Here is a 24,303-nt window from a genome sequence, read left to right on the forward strand (position 1 = left end):
ATATTGACCCACGTTTAAACGCTATCCTGCTTATTTTGCGAGCAGGAGAATGGAGTGATAAACGTGTCAATATTAAGTAAGATCCGTCGCTGGCATTTCCGTGAACAAATCTCTCTGCGGGAGATCGCCAGACGTACAGGACTATCCAGAAACACCATACGCCACTATCTCAAAGAAGAGATAGTCGATCCCGTCTATCCACAGCGGCATACACCGAGCAAGCTCGACACCTTCGCCGACAAGCTCGCTCAATGGCTATTTGACGAAACCAAGAAGTCACGCAAACAGCGCCGCTCCCTGAAGCAAATTCACTCGGATCTCTGCGCACTTGGCTATGACGGTTCTTACGACCGCATTGCCGCGTTTGCCAGACACTGGCGAGAGGAACAGATTGAACGTAACAAGGGTGCCAGCAAACACACCTATATTCCCCTGCAATTTGCCGCTGGTGAAGCATTTCAATTTGACTGGAGCGAAGACTGGGCGATGATTGCCGGGGAGCGCGTCAAGCTCCAGGTTGCCCACTTCAAGCTCAGCCATAGTCGCGCCTTCTTCGTGCGCGCTTATCTCTTGCAGACCCATGAAATGCTCTTTGATGCGCACCATCATGCCTTCGTGGCCTGGGGTGGCATTCCCCGGCGCGGCATCTACGACAATATGAAGACCGCTGTCGATAAGGTCAAACGGGGTAAAGCACGCGATGTAAATGCCCGCTTTGCAGCCATGGTCAGCCATTACCTGTTTGATGCAGAGTTCTGCAATCCTGCTTCCGGCTGGGAGAAAGGACAGATAGAGAAGAATGTTCAGGATGCCAGACGCCGTCTGTGGCAGAAGGTGCCGCCACAATCCTCCTTGGTTGCATTAAACCAATGGCTGGCAGAGCGTTGCAGAGCACTCTGGGAAGAAGTCACGCATCCCACCGAGTCAATTCCTATTCATCAGGCCTGGCTCAATGAACAGAAACACCTGATGCCTGTAGGGCAGGCGTTTGATGGCTTTGTCGAGCACACCAAGCGCATCTCACCAACTTGCCTGATCACCTTCGAGCGTAATCGTTATAGTGTTCCAGCATCATTTGCCAATCGTCCAGTTAGTCTGCATGTGTATGCTGATCGGTTGCTCATCATTGCGGAGGGAAAGGTCATTGCCGAACACCAGCGATTGATCAACCGCCATCATCTGCCTGGCTACACCATCTATGACTGGCGCCATTACCTCTCCGTGCTGCAAAGGAAGCCTGGTGCCATACGTAACGGAGCCCCATTTGCCGAACTGCCGCAGGCATTTCAGTCATTGCAGTCGATCCTGCTAAAACGAACTGGCGGCGACAGGGAAATGGTCGATGTCCTGGCTTTGGTACTGCTACATGATGAACAGACGGTACTGACAGCGGTACAGTTAGCGCTAGAAACCGGTGCCGCATCCAAGCAGATCGTCCTCAATATTCTGAGCCGTTTGCTCGAAGGCACTCCCATTGCTCCCGTGGATGTACCTCAGGCATTGGTATTGCAAGTCGAACCCAAAGCCAATGTGACGCGTTATGACAGTCTGAGAAATCAAGGAGAATCACATGCAGCATGACATCATGATTGGGATGTTCAAATCCCTCAAGCTTTATGGAATGGCGCACGCTGTGGGCGATCTGGCAGAACAGAACGCCCCTGCGTTTCAAGCAGCCACACCCGTTTTAGATGGCCTGCTCAAGGCAGAGCTGTCGGAAAGAGAAGTACGTTCTGTCGCCTATCAACTCAAAAGTGCTAAGTTTCCCGCCTACCGAGATCTGACGGGATTCGATTTTAAACAAAGCATGGCCAATGAAGCCTTAGTGCGACAATTGTGCAATGGCGATTTTATGGATACGGCGCAGAACGTCGTGTTGGTTGGTGGGCCAGGAACAGGCAAGACACATCTGGCAACGGCGATCGGAATTCAGGCAATTGAACAATATCACCGGCGCGTACGTTTCTTCTCAACGATAGAATTGGTGAATGCGTTAGAACAAGAGAAACAGGCAGGTAAGACGGGGCAACTGGCAACGCGCTTAATGTATGCCGATCTGGTAATTCTCGACGAGATGGGGTATTTACCCTTCAGTCAAACCGGTGGTGCCTTGCTGTTCCATTTGATGAGTAAGCTCTATGAGCGTACCAGCATGATCATTACGACGAATCTGAGCTTTGCGGAATGGTCTACCGTCTTCGGGGATGCCAAGATGACGACGGCTCTACTGGATCGGGTGACACATCATTGCCATATCGTTGAAACGGGCAATGACAGTTATCGCTTTAAGGAGAGTTCTGCCAAACCAAAAAAGGAGAAAAAAACAACTAGTTATCCACAACCTAAACCAGTAATATGAACATCTAGGGTGGGTCAATATTCAATGCAAAAGGTGGGTCAGTTTTAAATGCAAATCAACACTATTGCAATACCTGTCGCCGCTCGGCTGGGAACACATCAACCTGACCGGCGATTACCTCTGGCGCAGCAGCGCCAAGATCGGCGCGGGCAAGTTCAGGCCGCTACGACCGTTGCAACCGGCTTAGCGTGCTTTATTTTCCGTTTTCTGAGGCGACCCCTTGTCCTTCTCCGGCACGAAGTCAGGATCGCGACGCCAGAACAACTGACCATCGTCGCGCAGCTTGTCGAGCACCTGCGACAGCGGCATTTCCCGCACCCATGCGAGCGTTTCATCGTCAAAAGACCTTCGAGCCATACGCTACATCCTCCGAACTTGTGAAGTAAAGCATTACTTGGCGCGATTGCCACGTAATGCTTTATGCGAAGTTGTGCCACGTAATGCTTTATTGACCCTCTTGGAGGGGTAGCGCTCAGGCCGAGCGAAAAATCTTTCGCGTTTTGCTGACTCAGCCTGTCAAAGGTCATGGCTGCAACAACCCCGAAATCCCATCCTCATCCAAGTCGTGTCACGGGCAAAGAGCACGAGCTGATGGCCGACGAGGCTAGGCGGCTCTTGCGAGCCGAGATGGTTCGTCGCGGGTTCAGTTACAAGATGCTAGCTGAAGCTCTTGCTGCGCAGCAGGGCGATGGTCCTATTGAGTCGGTGCAGTCCCTGACTAACAAAGTGAACCGTGGCCGGTTCTCCTTCGCTTTTTTCTTGCGAGCGGCTCGCGCCATGGGAGTCAATGCAATTGACTTGCCCTCACTTTGATAGCAGTTGTCTAGCGGCCCGTTGCTGCGGAAGCAAACGCGCAGCTCAATCGGCCATGCTACCTGCGCTCGTTCTTGTTGCTGTCACTTGTGATCGAAGCCGTTTGGGGGGACCTTGTGACCACAGGAAGATCGTGCACAACGCGAGATATCGGCACCGCGTTGAGTGACGCCAGAAGGGCGCGAGCTGCGTGCTGCCTGGGGCGGCGCACATCGTAGAAATCCCCCCGTTTGAATGGTATCCCTGGATACCTGGGCTGGGTCTCTTAGTATCAGCCGCATGAAGAAGCTCCCGTGGACTCACCCGATAGCCGCTCGCCTTGAGGCGCATGCACGACCCATCACTTACGAAGAAGCTGCCATGTACGTGCGTAATCAATTGCGCCGCTACAGCGTGGAGTCTGTCGTGTCATTGGCTCTGGAGTTGCTGCAACACGGAGAGCCGCAGAGCCATGAGCACTTGCAGACTTGGCCATGGATCACCTGCCTGGTGGTCAAGCTTGCGTGCGAGAACGACTCGATACCTTTACACGGACACGGTGTGCGCGCATGTCCTCAGCATGTCTTTGATCGTTGCCGCCAAGCTCTGTGGGATGCGCAAGCAGGTAAAGATCGACTTGATGACCCTCGCGGTGGCGTGTACTTGATGTTTCGTTCAATGCTGCAAGCGCAGTTGGCTTTCCAATCCAAACCAGGATGGGACTTTCTGAGGTTTCCAGCTCTTGTTCGCCGTTTACCCGAGGACCACCCATGCCGGATGTTGTTCGACCAGCAGTTCGGCATGACGCCGAACGTCTTCATTTGTTTGTGTTACGCAAGTGCAGCTCTGATTTTTAAGGGCGACCGCGTTCTTCATCCGAGCAGCTTCAAGAACCTGAGCCAAGCGTTCGGTGCAGGTGTGGAGAAATTCTTTGACTTGTTCTCTCGAGACCTGTTGGGTCTGCGTGCAGAGTTGCAGCGAGAGCTCAAAGTACGCTTGGACAAGGGGCACCCCTGGCGCCCGCGCAGCGAGTACAACGACTTTCCATGGCTGTCGAACTTTCCTCTTTTCAAGCGCAGTTCTAATGACTATGCCGTCTGGCACCCGTTGATCTTCGCGCGCGGATTGGAGAATGCCGTTCACCGCCGACTATCACGGCGTAAGGACGAGTATGCAGCTGAGTTCAGCAAGGTGTTCGAAGACTATGTCTTGGAGTTGCTGAGTGAAAGCGGAACCGTGTACTTGAGCGAAGAGGAGTACAAGAAGCGCTACGGACGTGACAAGAATACCGTGGAAGCCATCATTACAAAAGATGGGTCGAACATTTTCGTCGAGTCGAAGATGACAGCCTACTCCAGTGAAGTGACTGCTAGCGGTCAGGCTCCTGTGGTTTGGCAAGGATTGAAACGTGTCCGCCAAGCCATGGCTCAAGGGTGGGCGGTATCCACTGCGTTACGCAGCGGTGATTTTGCAGATCTGGCCTGCTCAAGAGCGCAGGAGGATTTCCGGTTGTGTCGCAATAAGCGGATCTGGTAAAGTTTGGTATGGACGATTTTCGCAAAAGCCTCATCAAAAGTACCCTCTGCAAGGTTCTTAAACGACTGCATTATCCGTTGGTCGTTGATTGCGATGCTGGAGAGAGGTGAGATTTGAAGTGCGTCAACACGGGAATGAAATGGAGTAAGGATTCATATTTACACCATTTCAATCATAAAATCCGCATACCCGAAAAAAAATGGTGCTATTGAAAAAATCATAGAAATCAAACGCCAAGAGCTATTGCATTAAGCGATGAGCGATTCTCTAAAGAATCAATTCCATCATCATTTTTTGTATACCTTGCTCAACTGAATATTGCGCGGTGTCGATCCTTAAGTCTGGATAAAGTGGCGACCCATACGGCGCCTTGAGTCTCGTTAATTGTAAGCAGGCTTCTTGACTTGCTTTCGCATACGAAGCTTTTACATCACCTTGCTGACAAAGCTCTAACGGCCTTGCAATATAAATTTCTCGCATTCTATTGCTACCGATAATTTCACTTGAGCTATGACGAGAACTTCGTGTTAAAGAAATTAAGGCGACGCGCGCAACATTACCATGGCTATTCAATGGTCGCGTTTTTAGCACAAATCGACTTCACTTTTCTTCCCTAATTTTCATCAGGAAATCTTCCAATGAAGCCGATGATAGTTCGCCAATCCGACTATCAATTAACTTACCGTGGCGATCATAAAACAAGGTGGTCGGCGTGCCGATTGCGCCTACAAATCGAGCAAATTCAGCTTGGCTGTCGTAGAGCACATTCTGCAAATGCAAGTTTTCTTTATGAAGATAATTGTTAATAGTCGCCATGCTTTCTGCTTGATTCACAAAAACAAAAACAACATTTGGATTTTTATCTTGCGCTGATTGTAGTACCGGCATTTCACGATGACATGGCGGACACCAGGTTGCCCATAGATTCACGACTACCGGTTTTCCGCGAAACTGGTCAATATCAACCACTTTTCCATCTACATTTGACAGACTCAAGACAGGTAATCCAGACACTGGTTTTTGTGTCGACAAAATCAGAGAACCTCCGATCCAAATCGCGCTCCCAAAAAATATGGCGACAAACAGAGGTTTTTTGAGTGCTGGCACATAGCGTGTCAAAATAAATGCGGTAACTAGCCCACCCATGATCGCGGTTACAGATATAAAGCCACCATCGCGAATGTCGAGCATGCTGAAAGGCTTGTCCGCATACATAGGAAAATATGAGATCACAAATGGAATCCGTCCGCCCAAAATTACTGTCAATGTGACGATCCAAAGCGCTTTTTCAACTTGAACGCCTGCTTTCTTTCCTAAATATTCGGCTATGCTAAATACCGCGATAGCCGAAATAATCATGAGGACTAACTGCGCAGAAAATAAAAAAGGCCCTAATTGAAATGCATTCAAAATATACTCACATAAAAAAATGATGGTGTTTATTGGTCATGAATCTAACCAATATTACCCAAGCTGGAACTCAAGCGGGAAGACTTGATTTGGTGGAGCATAGCTAGGCAGCAGTGACTTAATTGAATCAGCGAACAGGTCAACGTCAGCGGCTGTTTCACGCAAATTCTTAATCAAGGATTCTATCGTAAATTTAAATCGTCACATGAATCGTGTTAATCGTAAAATCAATTCAGGACTCAGCACAGATCTTCCATTTAATTATTATCACTGCTGTATATCCTCTGCTCGATATTTGCTGAATTATGTTCGCTGTTTTCTAGGTTAACCAACGACTCATATCGGGCTAAATAGACAGCCGCTTTCCTTTATGCAGAATCAATAGCTCTGCCTCGGCAAGTGGGATCCAGGCCTCTTGTGTTAATGGCACACTAGCCACCAATATGACGTCACGACTCGTCCTTCTATTTTCCACATCAACCGATGAATTTAGGTTTAGACAATGGCGTTCAAGCATCCAAAATCCTGGTGGTGCAATCATCCCGCTCTCGCGTTGAATTCTTCTGTGTGCATGAACAAATACAAATTCACCATCAGAATAAATAAAATTGGCAGGGCCTAACCGCCGCATCTCAGCGCAAAATTGACGAAAAACTTGTGCGCGCTGCTCGACAGTTGATGTAGCTTGTTGTGGCGATTGCTGCAGCAACGATAGTAGGTAAGAAAATGCTTGTTCCGAATCCGTTTCACCAATCGGTTGGAACACACAGCCGCTAAAAGAAGCATCATGATTTTTAGTGATCTGAACTAAATTTCCATTGTGCGCGAACGTATGCATCCGCCCCGGTTGTGTCGCAATAAGCGGATCTGGTAAAGTTTGGTATGGACGATTTTCGCAAAAGCCTCATCAAAAGTACCCTCTGCAAGGTTCTTAAACGACTGCATTATCCGTTGCTCCAAAGGTCAGCCTTTGTCCAAAGCTGAACAGTTTTATAGTTTAGCTTTTTAATTTTCCGGACTCTCGCCACATTTTTTGTCCGTTCTACCTTATTGCGACACAACCAGTTAAACGATATCGGTTTCGATGTGCATCGATGAATGCGTACTTTACTCTGACTCCCTGGCAAAGTACGCGGCGGCCTAATGGAATGGTCTGCCCCACCTGCCGATAATCGGCATACTGAGGTTTTAACGGGAGGTCATTATGAGCACACAAGCGACTTACATTATCGGCATTGATCTTGGCAAGAACTGGTTTCACTTGGTGGGTATGGATGAGAAAGGCAAGCCACTGTTACGCAAGAAACTCAATCGCACCCAACTCGCCGAATTTGCTGCAACTGCGCCAACATGCATCGTTGCCATGGAGTCCTGTCCTGGTTCCCAATATTGGGGGCGCAAATTTCAGAATGCTGGCCATACTGTTCGCGTGATCCCTGCGCAGTTCGTTAAACCTTATCTGAAATCCAACAAGAATGATTTCAACGATGCTGAAGCAATCGCTGAAGCCGCCAGCCGAGGAACAATGCGCACGGTACCATTGAAGTCAACCGACCAGCTGGAGATGCAAGCAATGCATCGGGTACGTCAACGACTGATTGTGGAACGCACTGCGCTCGTGAATCAGATGCGTGCGTTACTTCTCGAACATGGTATTGTTATTCCTGTAGGGCGGGCATTATTTGCACGAGCATTGCCTCGTATTCTTGAGGCCGTTGACAACGCGCTTTCTCCCAGAATGCGACAACTGCTCTGCAGATTGCGACAACGCTGGTTGGCATTGGATGAAGAGATTGACGCTGCTTCTGTGGAAATCCATCAAGTCGCCAAGGAGTCAGAATTATGCCGGCTTGTTTCAACAGTGCCAGGTGTGGGGCCTATTGTCTCAAGTGCGATGATTGCTGCCGTAGGTAATGGCCAAGCATTCGGTAAGGCCCGCGATATGGCAGCCTGGCTAGGCCTGGTTCCACGACAATATTCTACTGGTGGCAAATCCAATCTTGGCAGTATCAGCAAACGTGGCAACGGATATCTGCGAATGCTGGTGATCCAGGGCGCTCGAGCGCTCATGATCCACATGAAGCGCGATCGATCGAGAATGGGGCAGTGGCTTCATGAGATTGAAAGACGTTGTCATCCACACGTTGCGTTGATCGCTTTGGCAAACAAAATCGTACGGATATGCTGGAAAGTCCTTACTGGTGGCGAAAACTATCGACCATTCCCGTATGAATCTGTAAGTGCATAACGAAGCACTATTGCAGTACCGTAGTAACACCGTCTAGTTTTTGCGAGCCGTAATTGTTGATGACAGAACCGTTGACCGACGTACTTTAAGCCTGGCTAAAAAAGCAGTCTTCAATGACTGAACGCTTTATGAGGCAAGGTGCGTGCGGATTCCATCAAGGCCAGGAAATAGTCATTTCCAAACGTAGGCCGGATACATTGACGCAAAACGTTATTCTGAATTCGACAAAAACATGCTTGCAAATCCGGGGCAGACCATACATTTTTTAGGATATCTCGCTCCTCGGTCGTTCTTCTTAACTCGGCTTTTAGACGTGACATTTCGGCCTTCAAAGCAACAACATCATCGTTTGACGCTATCGATTGCTTTCCGTTACTTTGCCTCAACCATAGATAGAGACTCTTATCTGAGATACCTAATCTTTGCGCTACATCGACCACTTTATGGCCACGTTCCGTTATCTGTTTGATCGCTTCAGCTTTAAATTCATCGGTAAATCGACTTTTTCTCATGATGCACTTCCTTCTCAGTTTTTGACATTATTAAATGTCTACTGGATTAGGGGAAGTCCAAGTGTAGTTATATTCTTAGAACTGAATTGACCTGCTCTCCGAGTTTAGTACGGTAATAATGTAGAGTTTGCCCTGATGGAGGCAAACATGAAGAATCGATTCACGGAAGAGCAAATCATTAGTGTCTTAAAAGAAGCGGAAACCGGTGTGAAAGTGGCAGAGAATTTTCCATATCACAAGGTGAAATTGAGAAATGGACGATCGGAAGAGTTGGACATGAGTTAGAGGTGCGCGAAGTTCGCGGTGACTACATAGCAGGGTCCGTCTAAACAAACGGAGCTAAAGTTCCGAGCCTGTAAATAAATTTGTGTAAATGTCCACGGTCTATTAACCTCTCGAGCGAGGAATTACCGATGGACATTTTAATGGATAGAGAAAAACTGAAAGCTTTGGCAAAGGCCCGATTTCCGACGCTACGGAAAGTTCGGGCACATCGGGCACCCAAGGTGGCTCACAGACGATTTCCACACTGGCCCGACAACTGGCAGCGAGCGCCAGCCGTGCCGAAGAGCGGGATAAGACACTCACCCGTTCGGAATTGGCGGACAAGGCAAAAACCGCTTTGAGCCAGATACAGGGTGATGCTTACTTCGCCAACAAGGCCAAACACGACAGTGAAGTGCCTAAGACGAGCGACCCAGAATTATTGGCCAGAGCCAAGCAGGCGACGGAGTACGTTAATAGTGCGGCTAGAGGCGGAACCTCTGAGAAAAATCCATTTGCCGGTTTATCACGAGAGCAATTGGCGAACATCATTTATGACGATAGCGGGACTTATACAGTCAATGAACGAAGAGCGGCCTCCTATGAAGCCGATCGTCAAGAAGAAGAATGGCGTGTAAAGGTCACAACCCAAGCCATGGCCGAATACAACAGCACGGGAAAACTTACCAATTTCTTCAAATCCGTGCTCGACCACTTCAAAGAACTACCTGCAATCGAGCAAGCGCAGTACCCCAAAGATTACGCCAGCGATTTGGAATCCAAGATCAGGTTAGATTTCAACTACCGTACGCACCAGGCCGAGGGTAAAGACGAAGACCCCATGAGCCTGATCAAAGCGCTATTTACGCAAACCAGCAGCACGATGGCTTCCACGGTGACATCTGCGGTCTGGCAAACTTCTGACATCTTGTTAAATCAGGGTGCATCAGGCTCTCAAAGTGGCGGCATGCAGACCATTTCTACGCTGGCCCGTCAGCTAGCGGCGAGCGCCAGCCGTGCCGAGGAACGGGATAGAACACTCACCCGTTCAGAGTTGGCCGACAAGGCAAAAAGCATTCTGAATCAGGTAGTCGGCGATGCCTACTATGCCAACAAAGCGCGGCACGATGGCGAGGTTCCGAAGACCAGTGACCCAGAGTTATTGGCTAGGGCCAAGCAGGCAACAGCATTCGTCAACGATGCCGCTAGAGGTGGAAGCGCTATAAAAAACCCGTTTGCTGGCCTATCGCCAGAACAGTTGGCGAACGTTATTTACGACGAAAGCGGTACATATACGGTGAATGAACGCCATGCTGCTTGGCGCGAGTCTTACGACCAAGAAGAAGCATGGCGCGTAAAAGTGGCTCAGCAAGCCATGGACGAATATAACAGAACAGGAAAGTTAACCAACTTCTTTAGTGAAGTTCTTGAACATTACAAGAGCTTGCCAGCCATTGAGCAGGCCCAATATCCGAAAGGCTATGCTGCTGACCTGCAATCAAAAATCGACCTGGATTTTAACTACCGGACGCACCGAGCAGAGGGTAAAGACAAAGCCCCCCTGAGTCTGATCGAAACTCTATTCGAGCAAAGCCCGCAGCAAACCGACGAACTTCGCCACAAGAATGATGCCCCCGATTCTTTCGCGACTAAACACGCCCTGAGGCAGGAATCCAGCGGTACAGGGTAGGAACGGAAACACCAAGATTCGTGGCCACGTCACGCGGCGGGACGCCGTTGGCCAATAGTTTCTTCGCCGACTCGATCTTGCTTTCGGTCATTTGCCGTCGGCGCCCGCCTTTTCTGCCGAGTTGTCGGGCAACTTCCAGCCCTGCGCGGGTGCGCTCGACTGTCAGCTCCCGCTCCATTTCGGCCAAGCTGGCCATGACGTGGAAAAAGAAGCGCCCAGAGGGCGTGCCAGTATCGATGGCATCGGTCAGGCTCTTGAACTGGATACCTTGCTGATGCAGTTCGCCAACCAAATCGACCAGATTCTTGACGCTGCGTCCCAGGCGATCCAATTTCCAAACCACGAGTGTGTCACCCTCGCGGGTTGTGTCGCAATAAGCGGATCTGGTAAAGTTTGGTATGGACGATTTTCGCAAAAGCCTCATCAAAAGTACCCTCTGCAAGGTTCTTAAACGACTGCATTATCCGTTGCCTCCAAAGGTCAGCCTTTGTCCAAAGCTGAACAGTTTTATAGTTTAGCTTTTTAATTTTCCGGACTCTCGCCACATTTTTTGTCCGTTCTACCTTATTGCGACACAACCATTTTTTCTCATGCTTGCCTAGTGATTTAGGGACAAATGGTCAACAACGATACCTAGTTCTTGCATCATGACCATCGAGCTGGTAAATATTGTGCGTAATAAAGCGGCATCACGATATGAGTTTTCTCGATTTCTGTAGAGCCCTGCGTACCAGTGAGCTTAATGGTTTTATGTGGTTTGCATTTTTCAACATATGATTGCAGCGACTTTGCACGCGTGCGTTTGCCGCTTTTAACTTCAACCGGAATGATTTGGCCTTGATCATTGGTGACAATGAATTCAATTTCTGCACGTGCGTCATTCCATGAAAAACTAGGTTCTATGCCTATTGCGGCCAATTCTTGTTGGACGAAATTTTCAGCAATGTAACCTTTATATTCGAATGCTTGTTGTTTGATTTCGAGATAGCCGACACCAAGCATATTGTTGAGTAGACCGATGTCAAACATGAAGAGTTTAACTTTGTTTTCTTCTTGGTAAGCGGCCAGCGGTGTTCTCGGCATTCCTTCTATCGGGTGATTCTTCAATGCGAGGCGACATCTGTGCAGCCAATTGATCGCTGTTTCAAATTCGCCGTAGCGTGATTTTTTTCCATAGACACCTTTGAATTTGAAACGATTAACAGACTCATCGACGACCGCGGACAATTGCGCGGGAATTTGATTGAAGACGGCTTCAATCAATTGAGCGTCGCCTTTGTTTGAATACTTCCCAAAATCGCGACGGTACCCTTCTACTAAATTCTGGTGAATATGGGTAACGTTTGATATACGTTCGAGTATGCTTGCAACTGGGTTCGCAAACCATGCGGCTACCGCCTCAGGCAGTCCACCAGTGAAATAGTAATCGGTAAGCTTATCTAATAATATGCTGTGTGCTGCGGGGCTATTAACTTGTTTTTCGAAAGCCTTGATCAGCGCGGGCTCATTTGAAGCAAGTAGAAATTCGTAAAACGTCAGTGGACGCAAATTATATTGCTCGACTTTGCCAACGGGAAAAGAATTGAGTAATCCGATATTAGAACCACTCGCAGCAATGTAATAGTCTGGAGTTTTTTCCGCAAAATATTTTAAGGATGAAATCGCACGTTCACACTCACCAATTTCGTCGAGTATTAATAAATCGGTAGCTGGATTAAAAACTTGCCCAGTGAGCAATTCAATATTTGACAGAATATCGTTTGGCGCTAGTGATCCCGCAAATGCTTGGGCAAGATCAGGGCGTTCCAGAAAATCGAGATGAAGCGTGCGAGTAAATTCCTGTCCGAATAATTGTTTCAGCAGATACGTTTTTCCGGTTTGACGCGCCCCATCAATCAGCAACGGCTTGCGTTGCTGCTGCGATTTCCAATTGATTAGCTTGTCAAGTAATTGTCGTTTCAATTACGTCCCCTCAGAATATGGCAATAACAGCGGTGTTGTCATATTTTTACAGTCATATTTTTACAGTCATATTTTAAATCTGATTATACTTAATTTTTCATTTTTATGCGCGTAACAATGGTATTTTATACATTTTTACGCGCATAAAAATGCATTTCATTTCTCTTATATGCGCGTAAAAATGATGGTTATTGTGTTCAAGAGTAACCGATTGCACTACTGGCATCATTCAAATTTGAATGACTAATCGACAGTATAGTCATAGAGCCAGTCAGTTATTTCACCTTCACTTCAGTTATAAATCGCTCCCGAAAGAACTTGTCTACCTATTATGGTTAGGCGAATTTCAGGTTGTGTCGCAATAAGGTAGAACGGACAAAAAATGTGGCGAGAGTCCGGAAAATTAAAAAGCTAAACTATAAAACTGTTCAGCTTTGGACAAAGGCTGACCTTTGGAGGCAACGGATAATGCAGTCGTTTAAGAACCTTGCAGAGGGTACTTTTGATGAGGCTTTTGCGAAAATCGTCCATACCAAACTTTACCAGATCCGCTTATTGCGACACAACCGATATGCGGCCTCCCCCTTGAGGGCGTCGGGCCAGAACTCGGGATCCTCGGCCGACAAGGTGCAACAGCCGACGATGCCGTCGCTGCAACTCGCGACTAGGAGCTCGGATCTCAGGACGAAGGTCTCCGCGAATGTCCGGTCGATCCGCGCGACGTCCCAGGCGGGCGTTCCCTTGGCGGACATCCACGCCGCAGCGTCGTGCATCAGCCGCACAACCTCGTCGATATCACCCGAGCAGGCGACCCGAACGTTCGGAGGCTCCTCGCTGTCCATTCGCTCCCCTGGCGCGGTATGAACCGCCGCCTCATAGTGCAGTTTGATCCTGACGAGCCCAGCATGTCTGCGCCCACCTTCGCGGAACCTGACCAGGGTCCGCTAGCGGGCGGCCGGAAGGTGAATGCTAGGCATGATCTAACCCTCGGTCTCTGGCGTCGCGACTGCGAAATTTCGCGAGGGTTTCCGAGAAGGTGATTGCGCTTCGCAGATCTCCAGGCGCGTGGGTGCGGACGTAGTCAGCGCCATTGCCGATCGCGTGAAGTTCCGCCGCAAGGCTCGCTGGACCCAGATCCTTTACAGGAAGGCCAACGGTGGCGCCCAAGAAGGATTTCCGCGACACCGAGACCAATAGCGGAAGCCCCAACGCCGACTTCAGCTTTTGAAGGTTCGACAGCACGTGCAGCGATGTTTCCGGTGCGGGGCTCAAGAAAAATCCCATCCCCGGATCGAGGATGAGCCGGTCGGCAGCGACCCCGCTCCGTCGCAAGGCGGAAACCCGCGCCTCGAAGAACCGCACAATCTCGTCGAGCGCGTCTTCGGGTCGAAGGTGACCGGTGCGGGTGGCGATGCCATCCCGCTGCGCTGAGTGCATAACCACCAGCCTGCAGTCCGCCTCAGCAATATCGGGATAGAGCGCAGGGTCAGGAAATCCTTGGATATCGTTCAGGTAGCCCACGCCGCGCTTGAGCGCATAGCGCTGGGTTTCCGGTTGGAAGCTGTCGATTGAAACACGGTGCATCTGATCGGACAGGGCGTCTAAGAGCGGCGCAATACGTCTGATCTCATCGGCCGGCGATACAGGCCTCGCGTCCGGATGGCTGGCGGCCGGTCCGACATCCACGACGTCTGATCCGACTCGCAGCATTTCGATCGCCGCGGTGACAGCGCCGGCGGGGTCTAGCCGCCGGCTCTCATCGAAGAAGGAGTCCTCGGTGAGATTCAGAATGCCGAACACCGTCACCATGGCGTCGGCCTCCGCAGCGACTTCCACGATGGGGATCGGGCGAGCAAAAAGGCAGCAATTATGAGCCCCATACCTACAAAGCCCCACGCATCAAGCTTTTGCCCATGAAGCAACCAGGCAATGGCTGTAATTATGACGACGCCGAGTCCCGACCAGACTTTGCCAAAGCTTTCAGTTTTTCTCTATCCATTAAAATGTCCATCGGTAATTCCTCGCTCGAGAGGTTAATAGACCGTGGACATTTACACAAATTTATTTACAGGCTCAAGGCCAATTATCTTTGTCTTTCAATATTAGCGGCATCTTCTTACATTCAATCATCTGCCGCCATCAAGCTAAGATAGTTGAGATGATGCCACCAGTTTGTAGTGTATCCGTTGCGTGGAAATATGGAAAGGATATGGTTTTCGCCGTTCATTAAGCACTTGAGGTGAGCAAATGGAATAGGCAAGATCTCTGAATTGCATATTCATCAATTAAACCGCTCCAATTTTGATCCAAAGTATTGGTAAGGCAATAATTTTTTAGTACTTTTGTGTATTTAAAGCACAGTAAAGGTGAATTTCCCTATTCAATTTTCTCACCTTTGATGTCACCAGCCTAAAAACCCTCATTTGCCTATTCCATTTTCTCACCTCAAAGAAATCCTGGGCTAAAGGTAAGGTTTTGCCTATTCCGTTTTCTCACCTCAAAGAAGCTTTCATCATTTTCGTAAGCAGTTTAAATTGGGTTAGCTTACGAAATATTGCTACATTAGAAATGTGATAGGAATTTTTTTCATAATATGAACATTTAATTACTATAATTACACCGATATTCGCTTTATTTGCACCAGATAAGTTATCCACACCCCCTATTCCATTTTCTCACCTCAAAATGATTGCCTATTCAATCCACACCCCTCACCTATTCCATTTTCTCCCCTCCCTATTCCAAAATCTCACCTGTTTCTCTGAAATCCCGCATGAACATTACATCTAGGGGCCGTCTCAGAAAACGGAAAAAATCGTACGCTAAGCCGGTGGCAGCGGTCGCAATGGCCTGAACTTCCCCGCACCGACCTTGGCACTGCTGCGCCATAGGTAATCGCCGGTCAGGTTGATATGCTCCCACCCCAGCGGTGACAGATATTGCAGCAACGTGTCGTCCAGCGCCTTGCCGTGGGCACGCAAAGCACTGGTGGCACGCTCCAGATAGACCGTGTTCCACAACACGATGGCAGCCGTCACTAGGTTGAGGCCGCTGGCCCGGTAGCGCTGCTGCTCAAAACTGCGGTCACGAATTTCGCCCAGGCGGTTGAAGAACACGGCGCGGGCCAAGGCGTTGCGGGCTTCGCTCTTGTTCAGTCCGGCATGCACGCGGCGGCGCAGCTCGACGCTTTGCAGCCAGTCCAGAATGAACAGCGTGCGCTCGATGCGGCCCAGCTCGCGCAGGGCGACGGCCAAGCCGTTCTGGCGCGGATAGCTGCCGAGCTTCCTGAGCATCAGGGAAGCCGTCACTGTGCCCTGCTTGATCGAGGTGGCCAGCCGCAGAATTTCATCCCAGTGGGCACGAATAGCCTTGATGTTCAGCCTGTCGCTGCTAATCATCGGTTTGAGCGCGTCATAGGCGGTATCCCCCTTGGGGATGAACGCCAGCCGCAGAATTTCATCCCAGTGGGCACGAATAGCCTTGATGTTCAGCCTGTCGCTGCTAATCATCGGTTTGAGCGCGTCATAGGCGGTATCCCCCTTGGGGATGAACAGCTTGGTGTCGCCCAGGTCACGGATGCGCGGCGCAAAGCGGAAGCCCAGGAGATGCATCAGGGCAAAGACGTGATCGGTGAAGCCTGCCGTGTCGGTGTAGTGTTCCTCGATGCGCAGGTCGGACTCGTGGTACAGCAGGCCGTCAAGTACATAGGTCGAGTCGCGCACGCCGACATTGACCACCTTGGTGTGGAACGGCGCGTACTGGTCGGATATATGGGTGTAGAAGGTTCGCCCAGGGCTGCTGCCATATTTCGGGTTGATGTGACCGGTACTCTCGGCCTTGCTCCCGGTTCGGAAGTTCTGGCCGTCCGACGATGACGTGGTGCCGTCGCCCCAGTGTTCGGCGAAGGGATGCCGGAATTGGGCGTTCACCAACTCGGCCAGCGCTGTCGAATAGGTTTCGTCGCGGGTATGCCAGGCTTGTAGCCAGGCGAGCTTGGCGTAGGTCGTGCCGGGGCAGGACTCGGCCATCTTGGTCAGGCCCAGGTTGATCGCGTCGGCGAGGATCGTGGTCAGCAACAGGTTCTTGTCTTTGGCCGGGTCGCCCGATTTCAGATGCGCGAAATGCCGAGTGAAGTCCGTCCATTCGTCCACCTCCAGCAGCAGTTCGGTGATCTTGACGTGCGGCAGGATCATTGCCGTCTGGTCGATCAGCGCTTGGGCGGTGTCGGGTACCGCCGCGTCGAGCGGCGTGATCTTCAAGCCTGACTCGGTGATGATGGCGTCCGGCAGCTCGTTGGCCGTCGCCATACGGTTGACGGTGGCAAGCTGTGTTTCCAGCAGCGTCAGCCGGTCGTTCAGGTACCGGTTGCAGTCGGTGGCCACGGCCAGCGGCAATTCGCTGGCCTGCTTGAGGCTGGCGAATTTCGCGGGCGGCACCAGGTAGTCCTCGAAGTCCTTGAACTGGCGCGACCCCTGCACCCAGATGTCGCCGGAACGCAACGCGTTCTTCATCTCCGACAGCGCGCACAGTTCGTAGTAGCGCCGGTCGATGCCGGTGTCGGTCATGACCAGCTTCTGCCAGCGCGGCTTGATGAACTCGGTCGGCGCGTCGGCGGGCACCTTGCGGGCGTTGTCGCTGTTCATGCCGCGCAGCACCTCGATGGCGTCGAGCACGTCCTTCGCGGCGGGAGCGGCCCGCAGCTTGAGCACGGCAAGGAATTCCGGCGCGTAGCGGCGCAGCGTGGCGTAGCTTTCGCCGATGCGGTGCAGGAAATCGAAGTCCTCGGGCTGCGCGAGCCGTTGCGCTTCGGTGACGCTCTCGGCGAAGGCATCCCAGGACATGACGGCCTCGATGGCGGCGAACGGATCGCGGCCCGCCTGCTTGGCCTCGATCAGCGCCTGGCCGATGCGGACGTGTAAGAAATTCTGTGTGTGCGGGGCCGGGTTTTAGTTAATCGCGTTGGTGAAGCGTTCGCCAAACATGATGGCAAACTGATTGGCCGCCAGCTTCCAAGTGCGCTGTGGCATCTTCCAATCTTTTTCAATATTGCGCAAGGCTAGGAACAGCAGTTTAGTCGCTGCCTCGTCGCTGGGGAAGTGCCCACGGTTCTTAACGATCTTCCTGAGGCGCATATGCAGACTCTCGATGGCGTTGGTGGTGTAGATAATGGTGCGTACCTCCGGCGGGTAGGCAAAGAACGGCATCACCTGCTGCCACTGGCGCCGCCACATCGCCGCCACGGTCGGGAATTTCTTGCCCCACGGCCCAGCCTCAAACGCGTCCAGCGCCGCTGCGGCCAAGTCGGCATTGGCGGCTTGGTAGACGGGTTTCAATGCTGCAGCCAGTTCCTTGCGGTCCTTCCAGGCCGCCAGCGTGGTCGAGTTGCGGATCAAGTGCACGATGCAGGTCTGGATCTGCGCTTGCGGATAAACCGCTTCAATGGCCTCTGGGAAGCCGCGCAAGCCGTCAACGACAGCAATCAGAATATCGTCCAGCCCACGGTTCTTGAGCTCGTTAAACACCTTCAGCCAGAACTTGGCACCCTCGGTTTGCTCGATCCACAGCCCTAGCACCTCCTTGCAGCCGTCCGCTCGGATGCCCAGCGCCAGGTAGACCGCTTTGTTCTTCACGGTGCCTTCGTCGCGGATCTTTAGGCGCAGAGCGTCGAAGTAGACTATCGGGTACATCGCTTCCAGTGGTCGTTGCTGCCACTGGGTGACTTCGTCGATCACTTCGTCCGTGATGGTCGAGATCAGCATCGGCGACACCTCTGTGCCGTACAGTTCCAGCAGATGCCCTTGGATCTCACGGACGCTCATGCCGCGCGCGTACATGCTGATCACATGGTCGTCGAAGCCCGGCATGCGCCGCTGGCCTTTGGCCACCAGTTGCGGCTCAAAACTGGACAGGCGGTCACGTGGGATGTCGAGGTGAAGTTCGCCGCCCGGTGCCAGCACCCTCTTGGGCGTGGTGCCGTTTCGGTGATTTTTGCTGGTCGTTTCCTCGTTGGCCAAGTGATGCGTTAATTCGGCTGCCAACATGCGCTCGGCCAGCATCTTCTTGAGCTGCCCTGCCAAGCCAGATTCGCCAAGAATCGACTCGGCGTCCTTGTTCTGAACTTGGGCCAGCAGCTGATCAACCAGCTCAACTGGAAATGGGTATGGTTCTTTCTTTTTGCGAGGTTTTTTCGTGGTCATCGTATCGGTCATGGCAAATCCCTTTCGGTATTATTTCATGACCCCGGTTCACACAGAAATTCTTACAGGCTCGAGCCTGTAAATAAATTTGTGTAAATGTCCACGGTCTATTAACCTCTCGAGCGAGGAATTACCGATGGACATTTTAATGGATAGAGAAAAACTGAAAGCTTTGGCAAAGGAGCTTGCCAAGGACATCAAGACGGAAGCGGATCTGAATATGCTGTCGAGGGAGCTGGTCAAGCTCACTGTAGAAACCGCCTTAAATGCCGAACTCACTGAACATTTGGGTTACGAGAAGCATTCGGATAGCAAGCCAGGGCGAGGAAATACACGCAATGGCAGTACCGCAAAACGTCTCAAAGGTACGCATGGAGAAGTAGAAATTCTCACGCCACGAGACCGTGACGGTAGCTTCGAGCCGCAGCTCTTGCGCAAAGGACAAACGCGCTTAACGGCGATGGACGATCAAATTCTGACGCTGTACGCCAAGGGACTATCGACCCGCGAAATTGTGCAGACTTTTAAAGAAATGTACGATGCAGACGTCTCGCCTACATTGATTTCCAAGGTCACGGATCGAGTTCTAGAGCAAATCACACAATGGCAATCGCGTCCACTCGATCCCATTTATTCGATCGTCTATTTGGATTGTATCGTCATTAAAATTCGCGACAACATGCGCGTCATCAACAAGGCGATCTACTTGGCGCTTGGCGTGAATATGGAGGGTAAGAAAGAGCTACTCGGTCTGTGGATGTCCGATAATGAGGGAGCGAAGTTCTGGCTATCCGTGCTGACTGAACTAAAAAATCGTGGCGTGCAAGATATTCTAATCGCTTGCGTCGATGGCCTTAAAGGTTTCCCTGAAGCGATTGCCGCCGAATACCCAGAAACCCGCATTCAGCTATGCATCGTCCACATGGTGCGCAACAGCTTGAAGTATGTGTCGTGGAAGGACTACAAGGCTGTTACTGCTGATCTCAAGCGAATTTATCAAGCCACGACTGAGGATCAAGCATTGACTGAATTAGAGCGCTTTGGCCAGCAATGGAGTGAACAATATCCGCAAATTGCCAAATCATGGACGACACACTGGGTCAATCTGCGCACGCTATTTGAGTATCCCCCAGAAATACGCAAAGCGATCTACACGACCAATGCGATTGAGTCACTTAACAGCGTCATCCGTTCGGCAACCAAGCGCAGAAAGCTATTTCCAAGCGATGAATCAGCCATGAAAGTAGTCTATCTTGCCATCTCTCAGGCTGCAAAGAAATGGACCATGCCGATTCACAATTGGCGTATGGCCTTAAATCGTTTTATGATTGAGTTTGGTGATCGCATTCAAAAATACGATCACTGACTTGTTCCGTGGCATTTACACAGAAATTCTTACAGGCTCTGAGCTTCCCTCGGTAATTAGTTCACCATCAGGTGAATGTCATGCAGCCAGATTCTCTTGAATTTGTTTCTTCATCCAGTCTTCCAGATATTGAACCGGCGAGCGATAACCTAATGTTGAGTGCTGGCGGGTTCGATTATAAAACACTTCAATATATTCAAAGCTTGCTGCCTTCATTGCATCATGGGTTGCGTAACGAATTCCATGATAACGCTCATTCTTGAAGCTATTAAACCAGCTCTCGGTGGGTGCATTATCCCAACAATTTCCTTTGCGGCTCATCGAGCAAACCATGCCATATTCCTTGAGCTTGCTCTGGAACGCATTGCTGGCATATTGACTACCACGATCAGAATGATGCATCACACCAGTTGGCGGTCGGCGGCGGAACCATGCCATCGTTAAAGCATCCATCACAATGTCACTGGTCATGCGTGGCTTGAGTGACCAACCAATCACCTCCCGGTTAAATAGATCAAGCACGATAGCCAGATAGAGCCATCCTTCGTCTGTCCATAAGTAAGTGATATCAGAAGTCCATGCTTGATTCGGCGCCGTCGGCAGAAAGTTTCTATCGAGCAGATTGTCTGCAACAGGTAACGCATGTTTCGAGTCTGTCGTTACCTTGTAGCGGCGCTTATGCCTTGCGCGTATGCCATGCTCTCGCATCAATCTTTCGACACGTTCTTTGCTGGCTGTAAAGCCGCGCAATCTCAGTTCTCTGATCATGCGCGGGCTGCCATACGCGCCCTTGAGTTCTGCATGAATGGCGCGAATGATTGCCAGCATCTGTACGTCCGTTAATCGCTTTCTGCCAGGAATTCCACCTCGTTGCCAAGCGCGATAACCACTCACACTGACTTTAACTACGGCGCACATCTCTGCCAAAGAATAGGTTTTACTGTTGGCAGCAATCCATGCATACTTCACAGAACATCTTTCGCGAAGTATGCCGCCGCCTTTTTTATGATTTCGTTCTCCCGCTTGAGTCTGGCAACCTCTGCTCTTAATCGAGATAGCTCCATGGCTTCAGGTGTAACAACTTTCTGGCCAGCACCTTTGAGTTTCCCTTCTGATGCTGCTTTGATCCAGTTGCGCAGCGTTTGGTCGCTTAAACCTAGTTCCTTGACGACTACAGAGATGGCTTCACCGTCTGATACACGTTTGACGGCCAGTTCTTTGAATTCGGTCGTATAAGCTTTTTTGGGTATCCTGTTCATCATTTGTCTTTCCAAAGTTACGATTATTTTACGTCACCTTTGGGGAACTAAATTTCAGGGGAAGCTCAGTGGCTGAAGGCAGAGAGATGACCGCAAGGCTTGCCAAATGGATCGGCGAGCAAAGCCTGAAACGCCCCTTCCTCGCCATCTCAGAAGAAACCGGCATCGATGAGAAGTCCGTGCGCAACATCTTCCGTGATTATGTTGCTGAACTCGAAAAGACAATCAAGTTCGATACGCCAAAGTGGTTGGGCATTGATGAAATTTACCTCATCAAACCGCGCTGCGTCATCACGAACATTCAAAACCGCACGATCGTTGATATGCTGGTCAATCGCAATAAAGACACAGTAGCGAAGTATCTGTTTAGACTTGAAGAGCGAAAGAATATTCAATACGTCGCGATGGACATGTGGCAACCGTACAAAGAAGCCGTCAGGGCGGTGCTGCCGGATGCCCGGATCGTCGTTGATAAATTCCACGTCGTGCGTATGGCGAATGTGGCAATGGAAAGCGTACGCAAGGCGACACGCGCTGAACTAACACTCAAACAGCGCCGTGGTCTGATGCATGACCGGTTCGTGCTGCTCAAGCGCGAACACGACCTGAACGACAAAGAAGCGTTGCTGCTATCCGGCTGGACATCAAACTACCCACTGCTAGGCATGGCGCACAGGCTCAAAGAAGAATTCTATGGCATTTGGGATGCGCCAGATCACTACGAAGCGCTACAAGCCTATAAAGACTGGACGCGATCCATCCCGACTGAGCTTGAACCGCACTTCCAGCCTATTCTGACCGCATTCAACAACTGGCTACCGGAGATTATGGGTTACTTTGAGCATCCCATTACCAATGCCTACACCGAAAGCTTAAACAACCTGGTGCGCGTCATGAATCGCAGTGGCCGTGGTTATAGCTTTGAAGCACTACGTGCCAAAATGCTGTTCACGGAAGGATTGCACAAACATAAGCAGTCACGGCCTAAGTTTGAAAAACGGCCAGTGAAAGAGAAAATTCAGATCGAAAACGATGAACTGATGCTCATCCCGTCACTTGCTGCGTATAGCATGTCGGCACCAGCTAAACCATTGCAACTGCACCAGCCTAAACCACCCAAGCCGTACGTACCAGAAAAGAACTATGGGGTGGATATGGAGTCGTTGATTGCGATGCTGGAGAGAGGTGAGATTTGAAGTGCGTCAACACGGGAATGAAATGGAGTAAGGATTCATATTTACACCATTTCAATCATAAAATCCGCATACCCTGTAGTGGTCTAATGTACCCGGACACTGATTTAGGCGAGAATACTCGTCATGGAGAGGTGTTTGATGAACAAGCAAAGACGTACATTTTCCCCTGAGTTCAAACTGCAGGCAGCCTGTCTGGTACTGGATCAGGGATACAGCCACGTGGAGGCAAGTCGGTCAGTCGGCATTGGCGAATCGGTGCTGCGGCGCTGGGTACAGCAGTTGCAACTGGAGCGACAAGGCGGCACGCCACCGGGCAAGGCCATCACGCCAGATCAACAGCGAATACAGGAACTTGAGGCGCGCGTTGAGCGTCTTGAGCGAGAGAAGGCCATTTTAAAAAAGGCTACCGCGCTCTTGATGTCGGAAGGGATAGAACGTACGAGGTAATCGATCAGATTTGTGGTGACGAATCCATCGAGTTGATCTGTGCGGTGTTCGATATAGCACGATCTTGTCTCTACGCGCATCGGGAGCGCACTCGGCAAATAGATGTTGAGCGCTTGGCATTGCGTAGCCGTGTGCACGAACTGTTTGTCGAGAGTCGTAGTTCGGCTGGGAGTCGCAGCATCGTAGGCATGATGCGTGAGGAAGGCACGGCAATTGGCCGCTTCAAAGTCAGCCGTTTGATGGAAGAATTAGGGCTAGTCTGTAAGCAACCTGGCAGTCATGCCTATAAGCAGGCTACGGTGGAACGGGTTGATATTCCGAACCACCTCAATCGAGAATTCACAGTGGAGGCGCCTAATCGGGTCTGGTGCGGAGATATCACCTATGTCTGGGCGCAGGGGCGATGGTATTACCTGGCTGTGGTGTTGGACTTGTTTGCGCGCCGCGCAGTGGGCTGGGCATTCTCGCTGCGTTTATTGTGGACTAAAGATGAACCGGCGCCGCATTGGTAAAAAGCGACTTCCAACAAGAGACCCGCAACCATTGGTAGTGCCCGACGAAATCAACAAGAGTTGGTCCATTGATTTTATGAGTGATGCTTTATGGTGTGGAAGGCGTTTTAGAACTTTCAATGTCGTCGATGATTTTAATCGGGAAGTACTGGCGATTGAAATTGATTTAAATTTACCCGCGTCCCGAGTCATCCGGGTGCTTGAGAGGATCGTTGCCTGGCGTGGCTTTCCGGCACAGATCAGAATGGACAATGGACCTGAATTTATCTCAGTAACCTTAGCTGATTGGGCGCAAAAGCATGATGTTCATCTGGAGTTTATCGAACCAGGTAGACCCATGCAAAATGGTTTTATTGAACGCTTCAACCGCAGCTACCGCCAAGGGGTATTAGATATGTATGTTTTTAAGAACTTGCAGGAGGTCAAAGAAAGAACAGAATTGTGGATGAACGATTACAACGAGCAATGTCCACATGATTCGCTCAACGGGATGACACCTGTTGAATACCGATTATTTCATCAACCTCAAAACTCTAGTAATACCTGGCACTGA

General features: G+C 50.5%; 18 protein-coding genes and 6 pseudogenes. 11 read left to right on the forward strand and 13 right to left on the reverse strand.

The genetic code is table 11. The annotated features are described in order from the left end of the window. The first annotated feature begins 54 nt into the window (after positions 1-54). Together istA and istB are read left to right on the forward strand one after the other, a co-directional pair. On the forward strand, positions 55-1,581 hold the full coding sequence (istA, locus tag ACOTSW_RS17290) for an IS21 family transposase (protein WP_423680284.1): 1,527 nt from the start codon (positions 55-57) through the stop codon (positions 1,579-1,581). Then, positions 1,571-2,359: an IS21-like element helper ATPase IstB gene (istB, locus tag ACOTSW_RS17295; protein ID WP_423680285.1), complete on the forward strand. Its 789-nt coding sequence runs from the start codon at positions 1,571-1,573 to the stop codon at positions 2,357-2,359. Before istA ends, istB begins: the two co-directional genes overlap by 11 nt. A gap of 183 nt (positions 2,360-2,542) precedes the next feature. Here istB and ACOTSW_RS17300 read toward each other — a convergent pair whose 3' ends face one another. Beyond that, entirely contained in the window at positions 2,543-2,716 is a 174-nt protein-coding gene (locus ACOTSW_RS17300) for a hypothetical protein (RefSeq protein WP_423680286.1), read from the reverse strand. Positions 2,717-2,950: 234 nt separating this feature from the next. Here ACOTSW_RS17300 and ACOTSW_RS17305 point away from each other — a divergent pair, with 234 nt between their 5' ends. Together ACOTSW_RS17305 and ACOTSW_RS17310 are read left to right on the forward strand one after the other, a co-directional pair. After that, positions 2,951-3,172, forward strand: a complete 222-nt coding sequence (locus ACOTSW_RS17305) for a DUF6471 domain-containing protein (protein WP_374316233.1) — start codon at positions 2,951-2,953, stop codon at positions 3,170-3,172. Positions 3,173-3,532: 360 nt separating this feature from the next. Further along, on the forward strand, positions 3,533-4,687 hold the full coding sequence (locus ACOTSW_RS17310; protein ID WP_423680287.1) for a hypothetical protein: 1,155 nt from the start codon (positions 3,533-3,535) through the stop codon (positions 4,685-4,687). A gap of 267 nt (positions 4,688-4,954) precedes the next feature. Here the strand turns inward: ACOTSW_RS17310 and ACOTSW_RS17315 are convergent, their stop codons facing one another. From ACOTSW_RS17315 to ACOTSW_RS17325, 3 genes are all read right to left on the reverse strand, one after another. Beyond that, positions 4,955-5,278: an adenylyl-sulfate kinase gene (locus ACOTSW_RS17315; RefSeq protein ID WP_423680288.1), complete on the reverse strand. Its 324-nt coding sequence runs from the start codon at positions 5,276-5,278 to the stop codon at positions 4,955-4,957. Between the two features lie 9 nt (positions 5,279-5,287). After that, on the reverse strand, positions 5,288-6,097 hold the full coding sequence (locus tag ACOTSW_RS17320) for a prolipoprotein diacylglyceryl transferase family protein (RefSeq protein WP_423680289.1): 810 nt from the start codon (positions 6,095-6,097) through the stop codon (positions 5,288-5,290). A gap of 346 nt (positions 6,098-6,443) precedes the next feature. Beyond that, positions 6,444-6,935, reverse strand: coding sequence for a class II glutamine amidotransferase (locus tag ACOTSW_RS17325; RefSeq protein ID WP_423680290.1), 492 nt, complete (start codon positions 6,933-6,935; stop codon positions 6,444-6,446). A gap of 366 nt (positions 6,936-7,301) precedes the next feature. Here ACOTSW_RS17325 and ACOTSW_RS17330 point away from each other — a divergent pair, with 366 nt between their 5' ends. Then, positions 7,302-8,345, forward strand: coding sequence for an IS110 family transposase (locus ACOTSW_RS17330; protein WP_423680291.1), 1,044 nt, complete (start codon positions 7,302-7,304; stop codon positions 8,343-8,345). Positions 8,346-8,455: 110 nt separating this feature from the next. Here ACOTSW_RS17330 and ACOTSW_RS17335 read toward each other — a convergent pair whose 3' ends face one another. Then, positions 8,456-8,857 (reverse strand): transposase, encoded by a 402-nt coding sequence (locus tag ACOTSW_RS17335; RefSeq protein ID WP_423680293.1) that lies wholly within the window; start codon positions 8,855-8,857, stop codon positions 8,456-8,458. A gap of 147 nt (positions 8,858-9,004) precedes the next feature. Here ACOTSW_RS17335 and ACOTSW_RS17340 point away from each other — a divergent pair, with 147 nt between their 5' ends. Together ACOTSW_RS17340 and ACOTSW_RS17345 are read left to right on the forward strand one after the other, a co-directional pair. Continuing rightward, positions 9,005-9,142 (forward strand): hypothetical protein, encoded by a 138-nt coding sequence (locus ACOTSW_RS17340; RefSeq protein ID WP_423680294.1) that lies wholly within the window; start codon positions 9,005-9,007, stop codon positions 9,140-9,142. A 313-nt stretch (positions 9,143-9,455) separates the two neighbouring features. Then, on the forward strand, positions 9,456-10,811 hold the full coding sequence (locus ACOTSW_RS17345) for a hypothetical protein (RefSeq protein ID WP_423680295.1): 1,356 nt from the start codon (positions 9,456-9,458) through the stop codon (positions 10,809-10,811). Here the strand turns inward: ACOTSW_RS17345 and ACOTSW_RS17350 are convergent. The 7 genes and pseudogenes from ACOTSW_RS17350 to ACOTSW_RS17380 all read right to left on the reverse strand — a co-directional run. Next, positions 10,771-11,172: pseudogene (locus tag ACOTSW_RS17350) on the reverse strand (recombinase family protein); the annotation flags it as partial. The gene ACOTSW_RS17345 and the pseudogene ACOTSW_RS17350 sit on opposite strands and share 41 nt — an antisense overlap. Before the next feature lie 284 nt (positions 11,173-11,456). Beyond that, the gene (locus ACOTSW_RS17355) at positions 11,457-12,773 is read right to left on the reverse strand and encodes an ATP-binding protein (protein ID WP_423680296.1); all 1,317 of its coding nucleotides are present in this window, start codon (positions 12,771-12,773) and stop codon (positions 11,457-11,459) included. Positions 12,774-13,342: 569 nt separating this feature from the next. Continuing rightward, positions 13,343-13,615, reverse strand: a pseudogene (locus ACOTSW_RS17360) (GNAT family N-acetyltransferase); the annotation flags it as partial. A gap of 127 nt (positions 13,616-13,742) precedes the next feature. Continuing rightward, positions 13,743-14,582, reverse strand: coding sequence for a sulfonamide-resistant dihydropteroate synthase Sul1 (gene sul1 / locus ACOTSW_RS17365; RefSeq protein WP_000259031.1), 840 nt, complete (start codon positions 14,580-14,582; stop codon positions 13,743-13,745). Next, positions 14,576-14,740 (reverse strand): annotated as a pseudogene (locus ACOTSW_RS17370) (SMR family transporter); the annotation flags it as partial. The gene sul1 and the pseudogene ACOTSW_RS17370, both read right to left, overlap by 7 nt. Positions 14,741-15,595: 855 nt before the next feature. After that, positions 15,596-17,692, reverse strand: a pseudogene (locus tag ACOTSW_RS17375) (Tn3 family transposase); the annotation flags it as partial. A 27-nt stretch (positions 17,693-17,719) separates the two neighbouring features. Next, positions 17,720-18,970 carry an IS256 family transposase gene (locus ACOTSW_RS17380; protein WP_423682368.1) on the reverse strand — a complete coding sequence of 417 codons (1,251 nt, stop codon included), beginning with the start codon at positions 18,968-18,970 and terminating at the stop codon, positions 17,720-17,722. 148 nt (positions 18,971-19,118) lie between these two features. Between ACOTSW_RS17380 and ACOTSW_RS17385 the strand changes: the two genes are divergently transcribed. Beyond that, on the forward strand, positions 19,119-20,336 hold the full coding sequence (locus ACOTSW_RS17385; protein ID WP_200179190.1) for an IS256 family transposase: 1,218 nt from the start codon (positions 19,119-19,121) through the stop codon (positions 20,334-20,336). Between the two features lie 78 nt (positions 20,337-20,414). On the opposite strand, the gene ACOTSW_RS17390 is transcribed toward ACOTSW_RS17385, so the two are convergent. Beyond that, a protein-coding gene (locus tag ACOTSW_RS17390; RefSeq protein WP_423680297.1) for an IS3 family transposase occupies positions 20,415-21,595 on the reverse strand; the annotation gives its coding sequence in 2 pieces (ribosomal slippage) (positions 20,415-21,343 and positions 21,343-21,595; 1,182 coding nt in all). Between the two features lie 68 nt (positions 21,596-21,663). Here ACOTSW_RS17390 and ACOTSW_RS17395 point away from each other — a divergent pair. The 3 genes and pseudogenes from ACOTSW_RS17395 to ACOTSW_RS17405 all read left to right on the forward strand — a co-directional run. Next, positions 21,664-22,791, forward strand: a complete 1,128-nt coding sequence (locus ACOTSW_RS17395; protein WP_423680298.1) for an ISL3 family transposase — start codon at positions 21,664-21,666, stop codon at positions 22,789-22,791. 138 nt (positions 22,792-22,929) lie between these two features. Then, positions 22,930-23,705 (forward strand): annotated as a pseudogene (locus ACOTSW_RS17400) (IS3 family transposase); the annotation flags it as partial. Between the two features lie 4 nt (positions 23,706-23,709). Then, positions 23,710-24,303 (forward strand): annotated as a pseudogene (locus ACOTSW_RS17405) (integrase core domain-containing protein); the annotation flags it as partial.

The sequence above is a fragment of the Undibacterium sp. WLHG33 genome, from assembly GCF_049544815.1.
In the GTDB taxonomy this organism is placed as follows: domain Bacteria; phylum Pseudomonadota; class Gammaproteobacteria; order Burkholderiales; family Burkholderiaceae_D; genus Undibacterium.

Excerpts from the sequence above, each read along its gene's own strand:
- istB (WP_423680285.1), top strand. The coding sequence starts at position 1,571 with ATGCAGCATGACATCATGATTGGGATGTTCAAATCCCTCAAGCTTTAT.
- ACOTSW_RS17300 (WP_423680286.1), bottom strand. The coding sequence starts at position 2,716 with ATGGCTCGAAGGTCTTTTGACGATGAAACGCTCGCATGGGTGCGGGAA.
- ACOTSW_RS17305 (WP_374316233.1), top strand. The coding sequence starts at position 2,951 with ATGGCCGACGAGGCTAGGCGGCTCTTGCGAGCCGAGATGGTTCGTCGC.
- ACOTSW_RS17310 (WP_423680287.1), top strand. The coding sequence starts at position 3,533 with ATGTACGTGCGTAATCAATTGCGCCGCTACAGCGTGGAGTCTGTCGTG.
- ACOTSW_RS17325 (WP_423680290.1), bottom strand. The coding sequence starts at position 6,935 with ATGCATACGTTCGCGCACAATGGAAATTTAGTTCAGATCACTAAAAAT.
- ACOTSW_RS17330 (WP_423680291.1), top strand. The coding sequence starts at position 7,302 with ATGAGCACACAAGCGACTTACATTATCGGCATTGATCTTGGCAAGAAC.
- ACOTSW_RS17335 (WP_423680293.1), bottom strand. The coding sequence starts at position 8,857 with ATGAGAAAAAGTCGATTTACCGATGAATTTAAAGCTGAAGCGATCAAA.
- ACOTSW_RS17340 (WP_423680294.1), top strand. The coding sequence starts at position 9,005 with ATGAAGAATCGATTCACGGAAGAGCAAATCATTAGTGTCTTAAAAGAA.
- sul1 (WP_000259031.1), bottom strand. The coding sequence starts at position 14,582 with ATGGTGACGGTGTTCGGCATTCTGAATCTCACCGAGGACTCCTTCTTC.
- ACOTSW_RS17380 (WP_423682368.1), bottom strand. The coding sequence starts at position 18,970 with ATGACCACGAAAAAACCTCGCAAAAAGAAAGAACCATACCCATTTCCA.
- ACOTSW_RS17385 (WP_200179190.1), top strand. The coding sequence starts at position 19,119 with ATGGATAGAGAAAAACTGAAAGCTTTGGCAAAGGAGCTTGCCAAGGAC.